The following is a 16703-nucleotide window of genomic DNA, read 5'->3' as shown; positions in this document are numbered from 1 at the left end:
GTTTTCCGCTATCGCCGATGGTATGGCTGAGCACCCGCAACTTAGGATCAAGGCTCTGTCTATCGCTAAATGCGATTGACCGATCAAGTCCGTGTGCTTTGTTTTCAACCCTCGCTTCGACCCTGAAACCGCCAAGGAGACCCTCACCATGTTTGCCCACAACAAACGACTGCAATACACCGTACGCGTTGCCGGCCCCAATCCCGGGCTGGCCAACCTGATGCTGGAACAGTTCGGCGGCCCGCAAGGCGAACTCGCCGCTGCCTGCCGCTACTTCACCCAGGCCATCGCCGAGGATGATCCCGGCCGCAAAGACATGCTGTTCGACATCGCCACCGAAGAACTGAGCCACCTCGAAGTGATCGGCAACATCGTGGTGATGCTCAACAAGGGCGCCAAGGGCAAGCTGGCCGAAGGCGTGGAGGAAGAAGGTACGCTCTACAAGGAGATCACCGGGGCTGGCAATGACAGCCACATCACCCAGGTGTTGTATGGCGCCGGCGCGCCGCTGGTCAATTCGGCCGGGGTACCGTGGACTTCCGCTTATGTGGATACCATCGGCGAACCCACTGCCGACCTGCGTTCCAACATCGCGGCCGAAGCACGGGCCAAGATCGTCTATGAACGACTCATCAATCTGACCGACGATCCGGGCGTGAAGGAAGCGCTGGGCTTCCTGATGACGCGTGAAATCGCGCACCAGAAATCCTTTGAAAAGGCGCTCTATTCCATCCGCCCAAACTTCCCGCCCGGAAAGCTGCCTGGCGATCCGCGCTTCTCCAAGGTCTACGTCAATCTTTCGCAGGGCTTGGGTGAGCAGACCGGACCGTGGAACGATGGCGAGCAGTGGGAGCGACTCGATGGCGCCGACGCCCTCACGCCGGTCGACGGTGGCGACGGACAGGCGAGCGTGGAACTGAGCGACGACGATCAGGCCGTGCTGGATCAACTGGCGGCGCGTACCGCATCCGCGCAGGATGGCGAGCCGCTGACCGGGGCTGAAATCGGTTCTGCCGATGCTGACCTGAAGGCCAAGCGTCCCTGAGGACTGACTTTCTACTTCATGACGATCTGCCTCGCACCGGCCGGCTGCCGGCTGCGAGGCAGTTCTGTCTGCAACGAGGATATTCGATGAGCAGTGAACAGCCGACCGTGGCAGTCTTTCCCTTCCCCAGCCTGACGATGGCGCAGCGCGCCTATGATGCCCTGCGCGATCGGGGCGTGACGCCGCAACAGATGGAGCTACGGGTGATGGATGATGAGGCGGGGCCCTCCAGCGGCAACTTCATCCTTGAGTACAAGGAGACTGATGTCCACTTCGATAGCAGCTGGATGGACATGCTCAGCAACCGGGATGATCCCAATGTGGGTGCCGGCCGGCAGGAAGTGTTCTGGTCCTGCGAAGCGCTGCTGCTGGTGACCACCGAGGACCCGCATCTGCTCAATGCCTTGCGTGAAGTCTATCGCGCCAGCGGCATGGACTTCGATGCCCTGCACTGATTGCAGTGAGGTCGCCCAGGCAGGCGGCTAGGTCGCCTGCGACTGCAGCCAGGCCTGGACCTGATCGCTGGCCAGCGGCATGGCGAACAGGTAGCCCTGGCCGTGCGTGGCACCCAGTTCGCGCAGGCGTTGCAGATGCTGCGGGGTTTCCACCCCTTCCACCACGCAGGCCAGCTCCATGTCGTGGGTCAGCGCCAGCAAGGACTTGACGATCTTGTAGCTGACTTCGTTGTGTTCGATATCGGCCACGAAGCTCTTGTCGATCTTGATGCGGGTCAGCGGCAGGGCATGCAGGTGACTGAGGCTGGCATAGCCGGTACCGAAGTCATCCAGTGTGATGCCACAGCCGAGCTCGCGCAGGGCTGAGACCAGCCGGCGCGATTTCTCCAGATCCTGCAGCACGGCGGTCTCCGTGATTTCCAGGTCCAGGCGCGAGGGGCTGAAGCCTGAACTGGTGATGACCTTGACGACCTCGGCCATCCCCTCGCTGGTGTTGATGTCGTTGGCCGACAGGTTGAACGACAGGCGCAGCGACGGCGGCCACGATGCAGCCGCCTGCAATGCCTTCTTCAGCAGAATCACGCTCAGCTGGTTGATGATGCCCATGCGCTCGGCAGCGGGAATGAATTCGATCGGCGCAACGGCGCCCTTGGTGGCGCTGTGCCAGCGTGCAAGGGCTTCGAAGCCGATGGGCTGGCAATCATCCAGGCGTACGATGGGTTGGAAGAACACCGACAGCTCGCGCTCGAAATCAGCCAGCCGCAAGGCCTGTTCGATATTGGCGTTGCGCTGGATCTGTGCCTTGTCGCGCTCGGAGAACAGCGTGATGGTGCCGCGTCGCTCGCGCTTGCCCTGGTAGAGCGCATAGTCCGCATGCTCGTAGAGGGAGGTGGCATCGACCGCCATGTCCGGAAAGGTGGCCACGCCTACCGAGGCTGCAATCTGCACGGTGGCCTTGTAGAGCATGAAAGGCCGGCGCAAGGCGGCGCAGATGCGCGTGCCGAAGGCCTGCAGGGCGGCGTCGCCGAGGTCGTCATCGATGATGACGGCGAATTCGTCGCCGCCCAGGCGCGCCAGGTGGAAACGCTCGTCCTGGCACAGCGCCCAGAGGCGTTGCCCCACCTCCCTCAACAACTGGTCACCATGGGTATGGCCGTACAGATCGTTGACCGCCTTGAAGCCGTCGAGGTCCAGGATGACCACCGCGAAACGCTGGCCGGAGGCGGTGGCGCGGCTACAGATGTGGTCCAGCTGGGAGAAGAACTTGCGGCGGTTGGGGATGTCGGTGAGTGAATCCAGATTGGCCAGGCGCAGGTTTTCGTCGCTCAGCAATGCGGTCTTGACCTGGGCATCGATGAGGCGGGTGAAGTCGCTGTAGTGGCTGTTGACGATGGCCAGCATGCCGATGGTCACCAGCACCACGTTGAGGGCCGCCGCCACGAACACGGGCACATGGGTGGAGATGAAAAAGACGGTGAAGATGCCGTTGACGATCAGGGCCACCGACAGCGCCGCCGAACGCAGATACATCAGGCAGAAGATGCAGCAGATGACAGTGATGCCCATGTAGAACGCCACATGCGCCTGGGCATAGCTGTCGCCGTAGGGGAACAGCATCACCGACCACAAGGAAAAGCCCAGGGCGATGGGGGCCGCCAGGAAATTGGTACGTTTGAGCGCCCGGGCGGCCATGCCAGGTGTCGGGTCGACGTGGCGGCCACGCCACCAGAAGCTCAGCCGGGTGGCGCACAGCACCGTCAGCAGGGCCGGGAAATAGAGCCCCAGCCAGTGCGGTGCCAGATCCAGATAGGTATAGGCCAGCGCCCAGCTGTTGATCAGCAGGATCAGATACATCATGGGCATCTTCCCGGAGAAGGCCCGGTACTGCGCGATCAGCAGTTCCGGCTGATCGTAGTTCACGCGCCAATAGCGGCGCACCATGCTCATCAATGCGGAGGGAGCCATCCTGTACCCCGTGCCGTGTCATCGTGCGCATCAGCCCGCACAGCGGGCGGGATGGGTAGCGAGATGGCGGCCATCGTTATGTTGTCATTCGGTCAGCTATTATAGCCGCGACCGGTCACCGCCAAGATCAGGAAATGCCTGATACCGTGCGGCTTTCCGGCTTACAACAATACCCGCAGGAAAGCGTGTTGCCGCGTCCTGGTGCCGTCATCCATGCAGCAGCGCAAGTTATCCCGGCACCAGCGTCGAGCTGCAAGTTGCGGGGTTGTCCTACATCGTTCGGCCAAAGGCTCATCTACAATCTGGCGTAACCAGAAATCAAGGTGTGCCATGTCCATGCTCCCCTCCCATGCCGCTCCACACACGCCCATTGCCCGATCGCCGGTACCGTCGGCCGCCGTGCCGGCGGCGTTTCTGGCGGTCGACGCGCAGTGGCGGGTGGTCTTCATGGACGAAGCCGCCATGACATTGCTGGCGGCGCAGGCAGGGACGGTGACGGGGGAGTTGATCTGGCAGGTCTGCCCGGCGCTGGTGGGCAGCGCACTGGAAGCGCCATTGCGCGCTAGCCTGGCCGATGGCCAGAGCCGGCAATTCCTGTTCACCCCACCGGGCCAGGCGCAATCCTACGAAGTGATCTGCAATGCCGGCACGCAGGGCCTGTCAGTGAGCCTGCGTGCCGGTGCCCGCCAGCAACAGCAGCAACAGCAGCAACAATCCGAGCGCCGCCTGCATGAGAGCGAGACCCGCTTCCAGCTGATGACCAGCGCCATCCCGCAGATCGTATGGATCACCAATGCCCTGGGCGATCTGGAATTCGTCAATGACCAGTGGCACGCCCATGTCGGCGACACGGCGGCCAAGGACAGCCTGGGCAGCTTCGATGCGCTGGTGGCACGCCACGTCCATCCCGATGATCGCGTACTGACCGCGCAGGCCTGGCAGCACGCCCGTCATACCTGCTGCGAACTGTCGGTGGAACACCGCATCGGCAATGCGCAGGGCCAGTATCGCTGGTTCCTCACACGCGGCAAGCCGCAGCTGGCCGCTGACGGTACGACCATCCTGCACTGGTATGGCACCTCCACCGATATCCACGCGCAGAAGGAAGCGGTGGCCGAACTGGCGCGCCTGACCGATGATTCCGAACGACGCCGGCGCTTCTACGAAAGCTTCCTGTCCACCACGCCCGACCTGGCCTATGCCTGGGACCTGAATCACCGCTTCACCTACGCCAACCGGGTGCTGTTGCAGATGTGGGGCAAGAGCTGGGACGAGGCCATCGGCAAGACCTGCCTGGAGCTGGGCTACGAGCCATGGCATGCCGAGATGCACAGCCGCGAGATCGAGCAGGTGCGCGCCACCAAGCGCCCGGTGCGCGGCGATGTGCCCTTCAACGGCACCTTCGGACGCCGCATCTACGACTACATCATCTTCCCCGTGCTGGGTCCGGATGGCGAAGTCGAGGCCGTGGCCGGCACCACCCGCGACGTCACCGACCGCAAGAACAGCGAAGCCCGCCAGCATGCGCTGTTCCGCCTGGCCGAAGCGATCCGCGCTGCCGAATCACCGTCGGCCATCGCTACGGCTGCCGCCCACATCATCGGAGAGACGCTCAGCGCCCGCTGGGTCAGCTACCGTTCGTTGGGGCCGCAACAGCAAGCCCAGGTCGAAGGCGACTGGTGCTTCCAGGGAAGTGCCGACAATTGCGAGGCACTGGCCCTGCATGACCAGCAGCGCATCAGCCGCGCCCTGCGCAGCGGCAGCGTGGTGCTGGTGGGCGACGTCGCCCGCGACGCGCGCACCGCCGCCATCGCGCAGCAGCATCTGGCGCTAGGGGTGGCAGCCTTCATGGATGTTCCCATCATCGAACAGGGCGAGCTGGTGGGCATCGTCTACGTCAGCAGTCATGCGCCACGCACCTGGACCGACAACGAACTGGCCATCGTGCGGGAAGTCAGCCAGCAGACCCGCGCCGCCTTCGAACGCATCCACAACCAGCAGGCCCTGGCGGCCAGCGAGGCACGCCTGCGCGAAATCAATGAATCGCTGGAAGCCCAGGTCAGCGCTCGTACCCAGGAACTGATGGCGACCGAGGAGGCGCTGCGCCACTCGCAGAAGATCGAGGCCATCGGGCAGCTTACTGGCGGCCTGGCCCACGATTTCAACAACCTGCTGGGTGGCATCACCGGCAGCCTGGACCTGATGCGCGTGCGCCTGGTGCAGGGGCGTGGTGATGAATTGTTCCGCTACATCGACCTGGCGGCGCGCAGCGCACAACGCGCCGCTTCGCTGACGCAACGCTTGCTGGCGTTCGCGCGTCGGCAGACGCTGGCGCCACGGCCCACCAACGTCAATACCCTGGTGGCGGGGATGGAAGACCTGATCCGCCGCACCATCGGCCCGGCCATCACGCTGGAAGTGGTCGGCGCAGTCGGCCTGTGGCCGACCTTCGTCGATGGCCCGCAACTGGAAAGCGCGCTACTGAACCTGTGCATCAATGCACGCGACGCCATGCCCGGCGGTGGACGCCTGACCATCGAGACTGCCAACAAGTGGCTGGAGGACAAATGGGCGCAGGAACGTGACCTGCCGCCGGGCCAGTATGTCTGCATCTCGGTGACCGACACCGGAACCGGCATGCCGCCGGATGTGCTGGCGCGGGCTTTCGATCCCTTCTTCACCACCAAACCCATCGGCGAGGGTACCGGCCTGGGGCTGTCGATGGTGTATGGCTTTGCGCGCCAGTCGGGCGGGCAGGTGCGTCTGTACTCGGAAGTGGGCCAGGGCAGCACGGTCTCGCTCTACCTGCCACGCCATGATCTGGAAGCCGAGGGCGAAGAGCCTGAGACCAGCGAGGCGCACCAGGCCGCAGGCAGTGGCGAGGTGGTGCTGGTGGTGGATGACGAGGCCTCGATCCGCATGCTCACGGCCGAAGTCCTCAATGACGCCGGCTATGCCACGCTGCAGGCCGAGGATGGTCCAGCGGCACTGCGTATCCTGCAGTCATCGGCCCGCATTGACCTGCTGATCACCGACGTCGGCTTGCCGGGCGGTCTCAACGGTCGCCAGGTGGCCGATGCGGCGCGGGCGGCACGCCCTGGCCTGCAGGTGCTGTTCATCACCGGTTATGCGGAAAATGCAGCCTTCGGCAACGGCCATCTGCAGCCGGGCATGCAGTTGCTGACCAAGCCGTTCAAGCTGGAAACGCTGGCACGACGGGTCGAGGCCATCCTGGAAAACCGCAGCACCAGCTCCTGAAAGCTGCCGGCTTCAACGGCCGGGCACCGCCCCTGCTCCGGTGTCGATCGCACCCAGGCGCCACGACACCCGGCGCGCCGAGGCCGCCAGCAGTTGCCCCACTTCGCCTGCAAAGTCCGTATCGTAGCTGCCGCTGCTGCCCATCACCGCCATCACCAGCGCCAGTTGGCCGGCATGGTTGAAGACCGGTGCGGCCAGTGTATTGATGCCCGGCACCGGGCGCCCCAGTGCCTGGTCCATGCCGTCCGCCCGGATCTGGCGCAGGCGCGCTGCGTAGTCATGACGCAGTGCGCCGTCGCCATGGAGGACGGTGTCGGCCTGCACGCCTTCCATGCGGATCGCATCCATCGCCAGCGCGCCGGCCAGCGTGTCGGCTGGCTGATGGGCTGCGCAGACGCGACCGATGGCGGTATGCACCATCGATAGCACGGTACCGATACGCAGGCTGACGTGCTGCGGGCGCGAGGATTCTTCCAGCCGCACCACGGTCGGCCCCAGCGGGCCGAATACCGCCAGCGCCACCGACAGGCCGGTCGCCTCGACCAGCGGCGCCACTTCGGCCTCGGCCTCGCGCAACGGTGAGAGGCGCTGCAGGGCCGCCAGTCCCAGTTCCAGACTCAATGGCCCGGGGAAGAAATTGCCCTGGGCATCACGCGCCAGCAGGCCGATCTTCTGCAGGCTCACCAGATGCGGGAAGGCCTTGGCCGCGGGCATGCCGGCCAGTCGCGCCAGGTCGCCCAGTGGCAGCGGACGGGCCGCTTCCAGCAGGGCTTCCAGCAGGGCGCCGGTGCTGTCCAGCGACTGGATGCCGCGCTGCGCCTGCGCTTTGGCGCCGTCATCGGCTTCATCGGCTTTATCGGCTTCGTGGGGCATGTCGTGCAGGCGCGTCATGCGGTGGACTCCCCGCCGGCACCGGCCAGCGTGTGACCGATGGCCTCGATGCAGATGCGCAACTGACGCGCCACGGCACCGCGCCAGCCGGCATCGATGACGCCGCTTGTGCCGATCACGGTCACCAGCAGCTGCAATTGGCCGGCCGCATCCAGCAAGGGCATGCACAGGCTGGTCACGCCCGGACTGGGGACATCGACGGCACGTTCCATGCCGCGCTTGCGGATGGCATCCAGCGTTTCAAGGAATTGCTTCAATTGCGACCTGGGCGCGCCGGGATGCTGGGCCTCCCATTGCGCCTGCCATGCGGTCACCGGCTGGAAGGCGCAGCAGGTGCGGCCGGTGGCGGTATCGGCCAGCGCCATCACGGTCCCCACATGCAGGTTCACGTGCAGCGGCTTGCCGGCGTGGGCGTAGTGGACGATGGTCGGGCCTTCCGGCGTAGGCAGGGTGAGCGCCACGCTCAGGCCGGTGTCTTCGCTCAGTTGCTGCACCTGTGGCAAGGCCAGCTGGTAGGCCGGCTCCTGCGCCAGGCGCGCCATGCCCAGACGCAGCGCCAGCGGGCCGGCCTCGTAACGACCATCTGCCGGGGTGCGCTTGATCAAGCCGAGCCGCAACAGGCTGACCAGATAGGTGTGGGCTTGTGCCGACGACAGCGCAGCCGCGCTCGCCAGTTCGACCAGCGGCATGGGCTGGCGGGTCTGGGCCAGGGCCTGCAACAGCCGACCGGCCACTTCCACGCTCTGGATGCCGCGCTGGGGCTTGACGGGGCTTGCACTCATCGGGGATTCCGTTGGGTCATGGAGAAAATCGAACACTGAAAATGCACAAGGGCACAGCGGCAGGCAAGCCCAGTTCGGACCGGACATCAGCGCCCACGCCACACTGCGCCAGGTCGGGATTCTAATCCATGTCGCCATGGCAAGAACGCGGGATGTCGGCGAGCAAACAAAACTGGCATTAGTACATAACAAGCAGATTTGACATTGACTAATCATATTCTGCTGACTAAGATGCCATCACCCTGCTCACTCCAGGCAACAACAAGAACGTTTGACCCCCATTGACCCATGACGGCGTGGACGGAGACATCCCCTGATGGCGCAAGCCATGTCCATGTACGTCCCACCTATTTGAACGAGGCAGACATGGCCAAGGCATTTGCATCCCAGGCGGATCTTGACGCCAAGAAAATCACCTTTGAACGCATCTCGGAAAACGCCTACGCGTACACCGCCGAGGGCGATCCCAACTCCGGCGTCATCATTGGCGACGACAGCGTCATGGTCATCGACACCACCGCCACGCCGGCCATGGCGCAGGACCTGATCGCGCGCATCCGCAGCATCACCGACCTGCCCATCAAGTACGTGGTGCTGTCGCACTACCACGCGGTGCGGGTGCTGGGCGCGTCGGCCTATCTGAAGGAAGGTTGCGAGCAGGTCATCGCCAGCCGCGGCACCTTCGAAATGATCTCCGAACGCGGCGAGGCCGACATGAAGTCCGAGATCGAACGCTTCCCGCGCCTGTTCGCCGGGGTGGAGACGGTACCCGGCCTGACCTGGCCGACCATGGTGTTCGAACGCGAGATGACCCTCTTCATGGGCAAGCTGGAAGTGAAGATCGCCCACCTGGGCGCGGGCCATACCAAGGGCGATACGGTGGTCTGGATTCCCGGGCAGAAGGTGTTGTTCTCGGGCGACCTGGTGGAGTACGACGCCGCCTGCTATTGCGGCGACGCCCAGCTGGAACAATGGCCGGCCACCCTCGATGCCCTCTCGGCGCTACAGGCCGAGGCACTGGTGCCGGGACGCGGCCCCGCACTGCGCGGGCGTGAACAGGTCGAGCAGGGCATCGCCTATACCCGCGACTTCGTCTCCACCCTGCTGCGCGCCGGGCGCGAGGCAGTGGCCGCGAAGATGGGCCTGAAGGAAGCCATGGCCCATGCCCGCACGCTGATGGACCCCAAGTTCGCCCAGGTCTTCATCTACGAGCACTGCCTGCCCTTCGATGTCACGCGGGCCTATGACGAAGCCTCCGGCATCCATCACCCGCGCATCTGGACCGCCGCGCGCGACAAGGAGATGTGGACGGCGCTGCAGGCCTGAGCAAAGGGAGAGAGGAGACCGACATGAACAATATCCCTAGCCTCGACACTGCGGCCATCGACTACCAGCAACAACGCTTCCCCTATCAACCCTGCGCCGAACAGACCCGGCCCGGCCATGCTCCTATCCATCCGGTGGTGGTCGTGGGAGCCGGCCCGGTCGGCCTGGTCACCGCAATCGATCTGGCCCGCCAGGGCATCAAGGTGGTGCTGGTGGACGACGACAATACCCTGTCCACCGGCTCGCGGGCGATCTGCTTCGCCCAGCGTACGCTGGATATCTTCGACCGCCTCGGCTGCGGCCAGCGCATGGTGGACAAGGGCGTAGGCTGGAATCGCGGCAAGGTCTTCCTGCGCGACCAGCCGGTCTATGAGTTCGACCTGCTGCCCGAACGCGGCCACGCCCGCCCGGCCTTCATCAACCTGCAGCAGTATTACGTCGAGGGCTATCTGCTGGAACAGGCACAAACCCTGCCCGACATCGACATCCGCTGGAGCAGCAAGGTCAGCGCCATCGAACACCATGCCGACCACGAAACGCTGACCGTGGACAGCCCCGCGGGCAGCTACCGCCTCAAGGCGCGCTACGTGGTGGCCGCCGATGGCGCACGCAGCCCATTGCGCAGGATGATGGGCCTGGAGAGCGTGGGCCATACCTTCCGCGACCGCTTCCTGATCGCCGACGTCCGGATGGACGCGCCCTTCCCGGCCGAACGCTGGTTCTGGTTCGACCCGCCCTTCCATCCCAACCAGTCGGTATTGCTGCACCGCCAGCCGGATGAGGTCTGGCGAATCGACTTCCAGCTCGGCTGGGATGCCGACCCGGTGCTGGAGAAGACACCGGAAAAGGTGATCCCCCGGGTGCGTGCCCTGCTGGGGCCGGAGGTGCAGTTCTCGCTGGAATGGGTGAGCGTCTATACCTTTGCCTGCGTGCGCATGGCGCGCTTTCGCCATGATCGCGTGCTGTTCGTGGGCGACGCCGCGCATTGCGTCTCGCCCTTCGGCGCGCGTGGTGCCAACAGCGGCATCCAGGATGCCGAGAACCTGGCCTGGAAGCTGGCCTGCGTGCTGCAGGGCCAGGCGCCGGAAAGCCTGCTGGACAGCTATGCCGACGAACGCGAATTCGCGGCCGATGAAAACCTGCTCAATTCCACCCGCTCCACCGATTTCATCACGCCCAAGAGCAGTGTGAGCCGGCGCTTCCGAGACGCCGTGCTGGACCTGGCGCGCGAGCACGACTTTGCGCGCAGGCTGGTCAACAGCGGCCGGCTGTCGCTGCCGGCCACGCTGCACGCCTCGCCGCTCAACACCGGTGACCACGCATCCTTCAGCGCCGGCATGCAGCCCGGGGCAGCCTGCTGTGATGCGCCGCTGGGTGGCACCAATGGAACCAATGGAACCAGTGGTACCGACAGCAACGACGGCCGCGACTGGCTGTTGCGGCATCTAGGTGACAGCTTCGTGTTGATGATCTTCGCCCCTGCTGCCAACCTGGCGCCTTCACAGTTGCAGGAACTGGCCGGCATGACGCAGGCCCGACTGCCGCTGCGCTTGTTGTTCATCAGCGCAACACCGGCCACGCCGTCGGATTGCCAGGCCCTCGACAGCATGGGCGCGGTGGCCACCCAGGTCCACGACATCGAAGGTCTGGCCGCCCGGCGCTACGACATGCCCGCGCATGCCAGCGCGCCCGGCTGCTACCTGATCCGCCCCGACCAGCATGTCTGCGCGCGCTGGCGTGACATCGATGCGCTCGCCATCCTGCAGGCCCTGTGGCGGGCGACCGGCCATGCCGGCAGCGGCGATGCCATCGCCATCAAGGATGCCGCCTGAGAGTCCACGTCCCGATCTCCCCTCTGAGACCTTTGATCCCAACCCCGAGCCTACATCGACCAAGGAGAACACCATGATCCTGAATACCTCGCCCAACCTGGCGCGACCGGACGATTTCTATGAAGCCCTGATCGCCATGCACCGTGACCTGGATGACGACACCAGCCAGGCCGTCAATGCCCGCCTGATCCTGCTGTTGTGCAATCACATCGGCGGCCACGACGTCCTGCTGGAAGCCATGCAGCGCGCCCGCGCCAGCGTGACCCCGGCCACCGTCGCGGCAGCCTGAGCACTCACCCCTTCCACATCCCCAAGAGCGCCGGCACAGGCGCCTGACAACGGAGACAACCATGATCCACCCATCCCAGGGCGCCGGCACGCTGGCCGCCCAGCCCGCCTACGACCTCGGCGGCGCAGCCGAAGATGCCGTCTACCGCAAGGTCTGGCTACGCATCATTCCCTTCCTGTTCATCTGCTATGTCGTTTCCTTCCTGGACCGCATCAACATCGGCTTCGCGCAATTGCAGATGAAGCAGGACCTGGGCTTCAGCGACGCCATGTATGGCCTGGGCGCGGCCGTGTTCTACGTCGGCTACGTGCTGTGCGAAGTCCCCAGCAACATGGCGCTGGCGCGCTTCGGCGCACGGCGCACCTTCAGCCGCATCATGATCCTGTGGGGGCTGGCCTCGGTGGGCATGATGGCGGTCACCGATGCCAGCCACTTCTATGCGCTGCGCTTCCTGCTGGGCGTGTTCGAGGCCGGCTTCTTCCCGGGCATCGTGCTGTACCTGAGCTACTGGTTCCCGGCGCAACGACGCGCGGCGGTGATGGCGATCTTCTTTGCCGGAGTGGCGGTGGCCGGGGTACTGGGCGGGCTGGTCTCGGGCTGGATCATGCGTGACATGGCTGGCGTCATGGGCCTGTATGGCTGGCAGTGGATGTTTGCCATCGAGGGGGCACCGGCGGTGGTGCTGGGCCTGCTGGCCATCTTCTGGCTGGCCGACGGCCCGGCGCAGGCGGCCTGGCTCAGTGTGGAAGAACGCCGCTTCCTGCTGGCCCGGCACAGCCAGGAAGTGCATCGCGGCCAGCACGTCAGTGCCCATTCGCTGCTGGCATTGCGGCAGGCGCTGGCGCATCCGCCGACCTACCTGTTCGCCTTCATCTACTTCGCCCTGACCTGCGGCTCGCTGACGCTGAACTTCTGGATGCCACTGATGATCCGCGACTTCGGCATCAAGGACGTGGTGCAGGTCTCGCTCTACAGCGTGATTCCCAATGCCATCGGCGCGGTCGGCCTGCTGTTGATCGCGCGCCACTCGGACCGGCGCAACGAGCGGCACGGCCACTTCCTGATCTGCACCACCGGCGGCGCGCTGGCACTGGTGGCGCTGACACTGCATCCGTCCAGCCTGGCGGTCTCGCTGGCGCTGCTGTCGCTGGCGGCGGTCCTGATCTTCGCGGCCCTGCCGATCTTCTGGTCGCTACCCCCGGGCCTGTTGCCGGCGCAAGCCATCGCCCCGGGCATTGCCTTCATCTCCAGCGTGGGCATCACCAGTGGCATCGTCAGCCCCTGGCTGATCGGCCTGGTCAAGACCCGCACCGGCAACATGGATATCGCCCTCTATATCCTGGCGGGCTTGCTGTTGCTCAGCGGATTGACGATGTGGAGCCTGATTCCGAGAAAGCCGGCAGCCGCAGAGCCGGCTTGAGGTGCGGGCCGATATCGCCTGACGGAAGTCATCGGAAGATGTGGCAGGAACCGGCGCCGGGGCTGATTGCTCCGGCGCCGGTTGTCGTTTGTGGATGTGAGCATTTGCACGATCGTTGGCAAGCTGGTCAAGAAACTGTCAGACTCCTTTGCTAAAGTGGCGCCGCCCGTCCTGGGGGCGTTTGATCGAATCTGATCGCGCACGACCGGCATCCGCGAACCCGACCACTCCTTGCAGCGCTATTGCACCTCATCGCCATGAAAATGAAGACCACCTCGCCGCAACTGACGGCCTATGAAGAAGTCAAGCCTGGCTTCGGCTGGATCGATGCGCTGGTGCTGGCGGTGCTGTTCGGGCTGTTGTGGAGCGCCTTGCACTTCGGCAAGGGGATGCTGGTGCATTTCGACCCGTCCGACCAGCTGGAAGTCGACAGCTCGCCGGCCATGATCCCCTATTACGCCGGCCGCACCCTGTTGCGCATGTGGATCGCCTTCGCCTTTTCCCTGTTCTTCGCCATCGGCACCGGCTACCTGGCCGCCAAGAGCCGCCGGGCGCGGGCGTTGATCCTGCCGGCGCTGGACATCCTGCAGTCGGTGCCGGTGCTGGGCTTCCTCTCGGCCACGGTGGCCGGCTTCATGGCGCTGTTCCCGGGCAGCCTGATGGGGGTGGAGTGCGCTGCCATCTTCGCCATCTTCACCGGCCAGGTATGGAACATGGCCTTCGGCTTCTACCATTCCATGGTCACCATCCCGACCGACATGCAGGAAGCCGCCACCACCTACCGCCTCACCGCCTGGCAGCGCTTTCGCACCGTGGAGTTGCCGGCCTCGGCCCACAGCCTGATCTGGAACTCGATGATGTCCTTCGGCGGCGGCTGGTTCTTCGTGGCGCAGAGCGAGGCCATCAGCGTCATGAACAAGGACCTGAAGCTGCCCGGCCTGGGCTCCTACATGGCGCAGGCCATCGACCAGGGCGACCACACGGCGGCGCTATGGGCGGTGATCGCCATGCTGGCGTTGATCCTCATCAGCGACCAGCTGGTATGGCGGCCGCTGCTGGCCTGGGCCGACAAGTTCAAGATCGAACTGACCGAATCGGGATCGGCACCGACGTCCTGGGTCTTCGACCTGCTGCGCGGCTCCTATGTCTTTACCTGGCTCGACGAAAAGCTGTGGCAGCCGCTGGCCGACTGGCTGGCGCGCCATCGGCCGGCGTCACCCGGTGTTCCCACCCCGGCCCGCGTCGCGCGCCGGCGCTGGACCCATCGCATCCTGAGCGGCCTGATCTGCGCGCTGCTGATCTTCGAGGCCCTGCGCGGGCTGGTGGCCGCCATCGACGCCCTGCACGGGGCGATGAGCTGGAGCCTGTTCGGGCATATCGTGTGGCTGGGTTTCCTGACCATGCTGCGGGTGCTGGCCATGACCGTGATCGCCACCCTGATCTGGACCCCGGTGGGGGTCTGGATCGGCTCCAAGCCGCACATCGCCCGCTTCGCCCAGCCGCTGGCACAGATCGGTGCCTCCTTCCCGGTCAACATGACCTTCCCGCTGGTGGTGGGCTGGTTCGTGGCCGGCAACGTCAGCATGAACTGGGGCAGCATCCTCCTGATCGCCATGGGCACGCAGTGGTACATCCTCTTCAACGTCATCGCCGGCGCCATGGCCATCCCCAACGACCTGAAGGAGGCCGCCCGCATGTACGGCCTGTCGCGCTGGAACCTGTGGAAGACCCTGATCCTGCCCGCCATCTTCCCGTTCTGGGTGACCGGGGCCTGCACCGCCGCCGGGGGTGCCTGGAACGCCTCCATCGTGGCCGAACTGGCCAGCTGGGGCGATGTCTCGCTCAAGGCCGACGGCCTGGGCGCCTATATCTCGGCGGTCACCAAGTCCGGTGATACGCCGCTCATCATCGCCAGCATCGGTGTGATGTCGATGTTCGTGGTACTGATGAACAAGTTTGTCTGGCGTCGCCTGTATGCCTTCGCCGAACGCCGTTTCCGCCTCGATTGATCCTGAGCCCAGCCATGACCATGACTTCTCCGCAACAACGTCCCGCCGTCGCCGAACTGTGCGCGGTCAGCAAATCCTATAACACCGCCGGCGGCCATGAACTGAAGGTGCTGGACAACATCGACCTGGCCGTGCACGAGGGTGAACTGCTGGCCCTGCTGGGCCAGTCCGGCTCGGGCAAGTCGACCATCCTGCGCTGCCTGACCGGGCTGGTGGAACCCAGCTCGGGCCACACCATGGCGGCCGGCAAGCAGCTCTATGGCGTCAATCGCGATGCCTCGGTGGTGTTCCAGACCTTTGCGCTCTATCCCTGGCTGACGGTGGAACAGAACGTGGCGGTAGGCCTGATGTCGCACAACCCGACCCGCGAAGAGCGTGACGCGGCGGTGGACCGCGCCATCGAACTGATCGGCCTGGGCAATTACCACAGCGCCTATCCGCGCGAACTCTCCGGCGGCATGCGCCAGCGCGTAGGCATCGCCCGCGCCCTGGTGTCCAAGCCCAAGCTGCTGTGCCTGGATGAAGCTTTCAGCGCCCTGGACGTGCTGACCGCGGAAAACCTGCGGCAGGAACTGATCAGCCTGTGGCGCGCACCGGACAGCGGCCTGACCTCGATCTTCATGGTCACCCACAACATCGAGGAAGCGGTGGAGATGGCCACCCGCATCGTGGTGGTGTTCCCGCGCCCGGGCCGCCTGGGCCTGGTGCTGGAAAACCCGCTGCCCTACCCGCGCGACAGCAAGAGCCCGGAATTCCAGCGCCTGGTCAACATCATCCACGAAGCGATCACCACGCTGACCCTGCCCGACCTGCCGCCGGAAGTGCACATGCCGGGCGAGCCGATCTCGCGTGGCCGCAAGCGCATGGAGTCGATCCCGCTGATCCCGGTGGGCCAGATCCTGGGTCTGATGAGCCTGCTGCACGACGAGCCGGAGCTGAACAACATCTACGACATCTCCGACGAGATCGGCAAGGAATTCGGCGAGACCATCGCCACCGTCAAGGCCGCCGAAATCCTGGAACTGGTCGATACCCCCAAGCAGGAAGTCTTCCTCACTGACCTCGGGCGCCGCTTCGTGGCGGCCGACCGGCTGGGGCAGCGCGCCATCTTCGCCGAACAGGTCTACAAGCTACGCATCTTCCACATCATCCTGGCGGTGCTGGGCGAGGCCGAGGAAATCGAAGCCGAGCGCGTGTTGAAGGACATCGGCAGCGCCCTGCCCTACGACAATCCGGAAAAGACCTTCGAGACCATGATCGCCTGGGGCCGCTATGCCGGTCTGATGGATTACAACGCCAAGACCGGCATGGTGTTCGTGCCCAAGGACGAGGACGATGAAGGCGGCCCTTCGGCCTGAGCGTAAAACTAAAACCGGGCCCGACACTGACATCGGGCTCATGAAAAACGGCTGATCCCCGATCAGCCGTCAA

12 protein-coding genes are annotated in these 16703 nt (G+C 64.9%); 9 read left to right on the top strand and 3 right to left on the bottom strand.

Annotated elements, in window-relative coordinates; genetic code table 11:
* The first annotated feature begins 148 nt into the window (after positions 1–148).
* Both HWE04_RS16050 and HWE04_RS16045 read left to right on the top strand, forming a co-directional pair.
* Positions 149–1045 (top strand): manganese catalase family protein, encoded by an 897-nt coding sequence (locus HWE04_RS16050; protein ID WP_077236921.1) that lies wholly within the window; start codon positions 149–151, stop codon positions 1043–1045.
* A gap of 86 nt (positions 1046–1131) precedes the next feature.
* The gene (locus HWE04_RS16045; protein ID WP_241813019.1) at positions 1132–1500 is read left to right on the top strand and encodes a hypothetical protein; all 369 of its coding nucleotides are present in this window, start codon (positions 1132–1134) and stop codon (positions 1498–1500) included.
* Positions 1501–1527: 27 nt separating this feature from the next.
* Here the strand turns inward: HWE04_RS16045 and HWE04_RS16040 are convergent, their stop codons facing one another.
* Entirely contained in the window at positions 1528–3465 is a 1938-nt protein-coding gene (locus tag HWE04_RS16040; protein ID WP_241813018.1) for a putative bifunctional diguanylate cyclase/phosphodiesterase, read from the bottom strand.
* 330 nt (positions 3466–3795) lie between these two features.
* On the opposite strand from HWE04_RS16040, the gene HWE04_RS16035 reads away from it, so the two are divergent.
* Entirely contained in the window at positions 3796–6723 is a 2928-nt protein-coding gene (locus tag HWE04_RS16035) for a PAS domain-containing hybrid sensor histidine kinase/response regulator (protein ID WP_241813017.1), read from the top strand.
* A 12-nt stretch (positions 6724–6735) separates the two neighbouring features.
* On the opposite strand, the gene HWE04_RS16030 is transcribed toward HWE04_RS16035, so the two are convergent.
* Together HWE04_RS16030 and HWE04_RS16025 are read right to left on the bottom strand one after the other, a co-directional pair.
* Positions 6736–7614, bottom strand: a complete 879-nt coding sequence (locus HWE04_RS16030) for an IclR family transcriptional regulator (RefSeq protein ID WP_446719237.1) — start codon at positions 7612–7614, stop codon at positions 6736–6738.
* Complete coding sequence (locus HWE04_RS16025; RefSeq protein ID WP_241813016.1) at positions 7611–8396, bottom strand: IclR family transcriptional regulator; 786 nt, start codon at positions 8394–8396, stop codon at positions 7611–7613. Before HWE04_RS16025 ends, HWE04_RS16030 begins: the two co-directional genes overlap by 4 nt.
* Positions 8397–8762: 366 nt before the next feature.
* On the opposite strand from HWE04_RS16025, the gene HWE04_RS16020 reads away from it, so the two are divergent.
* The 6 genes from HWE04_RS16020 (at position 8763) to HWE04_RS15995 (ending at position 16630) form a co-directional block, all read left to right on the top strand.
* The gene (locus HWE04_RS16020; RefSeq protein ID WP_182993703.1) at positions 8763–9722 is read left to right on the top strand and encodes an MBL fold metallo-hydrolase; all 960 of its coding nucleotides are present in this window, start codon (positions 8763–8765) and stop codon (positions 9720–9722) included.
* A gap of 23 nt (positions 9723–9745) precedes the next feature.
* The gene (locus HWE04_RS16015) at positions 9746–11554 is read left to right on the top strand and encodes an FAD-dependent oxidoreductase (protein WP_241813015.1); all 1809 of its coding nucleotides are present in this window, start codon (positions 9746–9748) and stop codon (positions 11552–11554) included.
* Positions 11555–11627: 73 nt separating this feature from the next.
* Positions 11628–11843 (top strand): DUF2783 domain-containing protein, encoded by a 216-nt coding sequence (locus tag HWE04_RS16010; protein ID WP_241813014.1) that lies wholly within the window; start codon positions 11628–11630, stop codon positions 11841–11843.
* A 61-nt stretch (positions 11844–11904) separates the two neighbouring features.
* Entirely contained in the window at positions 11905–13263 is a 1359-nt protein-coding gene (locus tag HWE04_RS16005) for an MFS transporter (RefSeq protein WP_241813013.1), read from the top strand.
* A 263-nt stretch (positions 13264–13526) separates the two neighbouring features.
* On the top strand, positions 13527–15272 hold the full coding sequence (locus HWE04_RS16000; RefSeq protein WP_446719238.1) for an ABC transporter permease: 1746 nt from the start codon (positions 13527–13529) through the stop codon (positions 15270–15272).
* Between the two features lie 14 nt (positions 15273–15286).
* Positions 15287–16630, top strand: a complete 1344-nt coding sequence (locus HWE04_RS15995; RefSeq protein ID WP_006461896.1) for an ABC transporter ATP-binding protein — start codon at positions 15287–15289, stop codon at positions 16628–16630.
* Positions 16631–16703: the final 73 nt, after the last annotated feature.

Source organism: Herbaspirillum sp. C7C2 (genome assembly GCF_022627865.1).
Taxonomy (GTDB): domain Bacteria; phylum Pseudomonadota; class Gammaproteobacteria; order Burkholderiales; family Burkholderiaceae_D; genus Herbaspirillum; species Herbaspirillum frisingense.
This window is presented reverse-complemented; position numbering and strand designations above follow the sequence as displayed.

What these genes read in the sequence shown, in the direction of transcription:
- HWE04_RS16005 (WP_241813013.1), top strand. Translation starts at nt 11,905, where the DNA reads ATGATCCACCCATCCCAGGGCGCCGGCACGCTGGCCGCCCAGCCCGCC.
- HWE04_RS16050 (WP_077236921.1), top strand. Translation starts at nt 149, where the DNA reads ATGTTTGCCCACAACAAACGACTGCAATACACCGTACGCGTTGCCGGC.
- HWE04_RS16040 (WP_241813018.1), bottom strand. Translation starts at nt 3,465, where the DNA reads ATGGCTCCCTCCGCATTGATGAGCATGGTGCGCCGCTATTGGCGCGTG.
- HWE04_RS16045 (WP_241813019.1), top strand. Translation starts at nt 1,132, where the DNA reads ATGAGCAGTGAACAGCCGACCGTGGCAGTCTTTCCCTTCCCCAGCCTG.
- HWE04_RS16010 (WP_241813014.1), top strand. Translation starts at nt 11,628, where the DNA reads ATGATCCTGAATACCTCGCCCAACCTGGCGCGACCGGACGATTTCTAT.
- HWE04_RS16000 (WP_446719238.1), top strand. Translation starts at nt 13,527, where the DNA reads ATGAAGACCACCTCGCCGCAACTGACGGCCTATGAAGAAGTCAAGCCT.
- HWE04_RS16035 (WP_241813017.1), top strand. Translation starts at nt 3,796, where the DNA reads ATGTCCATGCTCCCCTCCCATGCCGCTCCACACACGCCCATTGCCCGA.
- HWE04_RS16025 (WP_241813016.1), bottom strand. Translation starts at nt 8,396, where the DNA reads ATGAGTGCAAGCCCCGTCAAGCCCCAGCGCGGCATCCAGAGCGTGGAA.
- HWE04_RS15995 (WP_006461896.1), top strand. Translation starts at nt 15,287, where the DNA reads ATGACCATGACTTCTCCGCAACAACGTCCCGCCGTCGCCGAACTGTGC.
- HWE04_RS16020 (WP_182993703.1), top strand. Translation starts at nt 8,763, where the DNA reads ATGGCCAAGGCATTTGCATCCCAGGCGGATCTTGACGCCAAGAAAATC.
- HWE04_RS16030 (WP_446719237.1), bottom strand. Translation starts at nt 7,614, where the DNA reads ATGACGCGCCTGCACGACATGCCCCACGAAGCCGATAAAGCCGATGAA.
- HWE04_RS16015 (WP_241813015.1), top strand. Translation starts at nt 9,746, where the DNA reads ATGAACAATATCCCTAGCCTCGACACTGCGGCCATCGACTACCAGCAA.